The sequence below is a fragment of the Paenibacillus sp. OT2-17 genome (assembly GCF_009827695.1).
Classification (GTDB): domain Bacteria; phylum Bacillota; class Bacilli; order Paenibacillales; family Paenibacillaceae; genus Paenibacillus; species Paenibacillus polymyxa_B.
The window spans coordinates 1-2,546 of the sequence record NZ_WUDQ01000532.1 but is presented as its reverse complement, the minus strand read 5'-3'; the positions used below and the strand labels follow the sequence as shown (position 1 = coordinate 2,546).

Genomic DNA, 2,546 nt, shown 5'->3' with positions numbered 1-2,546 from the left:
ATACCATTCAGGTTGATGCTTTTGTGTTAATTTGAATAGAGCAGCGGAAAGTGGTTGTGTTGCCAGCTGCTTTTTTTTGCGCGGAAAGGTTCGATTAAGATCAGGTATTCCTCTAATCCGTTTGCGGTAAGCCTCTTGATTTACAATCGGTACAATTATAAGCTTACCCTGGCTAAATCGCAGTTTTTGCTGATTCAAAAGCTTTACCAGTTTCTCAGCAGCTCGTATGCTTGCTATTTCTTTACCATGTATTCCCGCCACCACCATCACACACGGACCTTTCTGTGCCCCTGTGGCTATATAATAAGGAGTTGCCCAAGAGCCCTTTCCGAGCATATACCGTTTAACCTGCATTCCCCTCACCTCCGTGTAGGCTGTCGTTGTCCTCTCTTTTGTTCTCTCCGACGGATGATTTCACGGTATAGTCTTAAGTAGTTACTGGTCATCTGTTTGTTGGTAAATCTTTGAGTCACATACAAACGCAGCTTCGCTGGTGACGGGTAGTTTTTTTGCTGTGCTTTTCGTGCCATTTGGCTAACCGATTTGCAAATCAACTGTGGAAAGCCCGAGAGCACCTCGGGAACGGAGCCGTTTTTTAATGCCAGCACTGGTGTTCCACAAGCCATGGCCTCAACCATAACGAGTCCAAATGGCTCTTCCCACAGTGTCGGAAACAACAGACACTCTGCATGTTTCAGCAATTTCTGTTTCTGATCGCCTCCAACTGCCCCCACATAGCGTATATTCGGATTACGCTGAATTCGTTTCTGAATCTCTTTGCGGAAAAATTCTGGAGCTTTGATAGGACCTGCAATAAGCAGTTTTTTTCCTGTTCGTTCTGCAACCTGAATGGCCTGCAATACACCTTTATTTCGTATAATTCTGCCCATGAACAGCAAGTAGCCACGCTTCTCACTGCTGAACTCGTATTCATGTGTGTTAATGCCGTTATAGATATAAAATCCTTTGCCCCTGCCCATCAGCTGACGTGCTCGTTTACTGACATATACCGGGTTTTTACCGTGTCTCTTCACTGGAAGATGAACGGTGCATACTGATGGACAAGGCAGCTTCCTACGCCCTACAGCAGAACGAAAGGTATGATCATGAATGATATGTGTGTCGGAAGGCATATGCCGGAGTACATATTGGGGGATCTGACTATGTTTCAAACCCTTGGGATAGGTAATCAACCGCGCACTGCTCCTGCTCCCAAGAGCGGCAAAAAGAGATACATGATGCCCTCGTCTCACCAATTCCTCAGTTAATTCATGCACGACCTTTTCCGTTCCGCCCTTGTTGGAGGGTACCGGCTGTGCATCTGGATAGTTGGAAATGACCTGAACAATGGTTAGACGCCGTTTTTTGAGTGCTTTATTCTGCTTTGAAGCCATACGAATTCCCCTTCCTGACCGGAAATACGGTGTGATCCTTACAATGTCAACGGGAATCAGAGCATACTCCCGTACAAGTTATAAATTGTAGTATATAGGTATGTATATTTTGCGTGATTGCTTGTGCCAATCGTCTGCAAGTCGCTTTTTGTCATACGAGCCTATCTATAAGTGGAGTCTATACAATTTGTCAAGCCAAAATTAAGGAGAAAATTCTCATCGTTTTCTAATAAATGAGGACAAAGCGTTGGGGTAACAGGTTTGTAACCATGAGTGGTAAATTCCGGATATTTTATTTGTGTTATTGTCATTTCAGGACATCAACACAATACGAATAACGGAGGAATTTATATATGAAACATACTTCTAAAAAATTGTGGATGGGTATTTGCTTTACTATGACTTTGGCATTGAGCGCAGGGAGCTTCGTCGTTGGACCAGCCACCACTCATGCTGCTTCGGCAAGTAAAGCTGATCGGATTATTTCTAAAGGCTCCCAGTTTATGGGCGTGCGTTATGAGCATGGAGCCCCAGCTGGCAATACAAGCTCTTTTGACTGCTCTTCATTCACTCAATATGTATTTGCACAAAATGGCATTAAGCTACCACGTTCGTCTAGACAGCAATCAACTGTTGGCACTTTTGTACCGCGTAGTCAGCTGAAAAAAGGCGATTTGGTCTTTTTCTATGCACCAATTCATCATGTAGCCATTTACATGGGGAACGGCAAAATTCTGCATACGTATGGTAAAGGCGGCGTAACGGTTACAGATCTAAATTCCGGATGGTGGAGTCGCAATTACACAACAGCACGTCGTGTCCTTTAGAATAAATTTTAGATGATAAAAAGGGCTGTCCCGCTAGTAGATATATCTACTGGAGGAACAGCCTTTCCTGTTGTCTTTGGGGCAGCGTGACGATGACTACCGTTCCTTCTCCTTCTACGCTCTCCATGCGTATCGTACCCTGATGGGCATCTGTAATTGCCTTGGCAATTGGCAACCCCAGCCCCGTTCCTCCGGTTTTACGATGCCTGGAGCTATCTACCCGATAAAATCGTTCAAAGACCCGCTTGATCGCGCCCTCAGGTATTCCGATCCCATAATCCTTAACCTGGATATAGACATCCTTTTCATCTGTAGATAACCCTAT

The 2,546-nt window shown here is 44.7% G+C and carries 4 protein-coding genes; 1 reads left to right on the top strand and 3 read right to left on the bottom strand.

The window, feature by feature from the left end; genetic code table 11:
• On the bottom strand, positions 1-354 hold a 354-nt coding region (locus GRP75_RS24170; RefSeq protein WP_160790585.1), incomplete at its 3' end, for a M14 family metallopeptidase.
• Positions 355-359: 5 nt separating this feature from the next.
• Positions 360-1,394 carry a glycosyltransferase family 4 protein gene (locus GRP75_RS24165; protein ID WP_023988465.1) on the bottom strand — a complete coding sequence of 345 codons (1,035 nt, stop codon included), beginning with the start codon at positions 1,392-1,394 and terminating at the stop codon, positions 360-362.
• Positions 1,395-1,747: 353 nt separating this feature from the next.
• Here GRP75_RS24165 and GRP75_RS24160 point away from each other — a divergent pair, with 353 nt between their 5' ends.
• The gene (locus GRP75_RS24160; protein WP_028541384.1) at positions 1,748-2,221 is read left to right on the top strand and encodes a C40 family peptidase; all 474 of its coding nucleotides are present in this window, start codon (positions 1,748-1,750) and stop codon (positions 2,219-2,221) included.
• A 46-nt stretch (positions 2,222-2,267) separates the two neighbouring features.
• On the opposite strand, the gene GRP75_RS24155 is transcribed toward GRP75_RS24160, so the two are convergent.
• Positions 2,268-2,546 (bottom strand): sensor histidine kinase (locus GRP75_RS24155; RefSeq protein ID WP_160790584.1); only part of this gene is annotated, 279 nt, incomplete at its 5' end.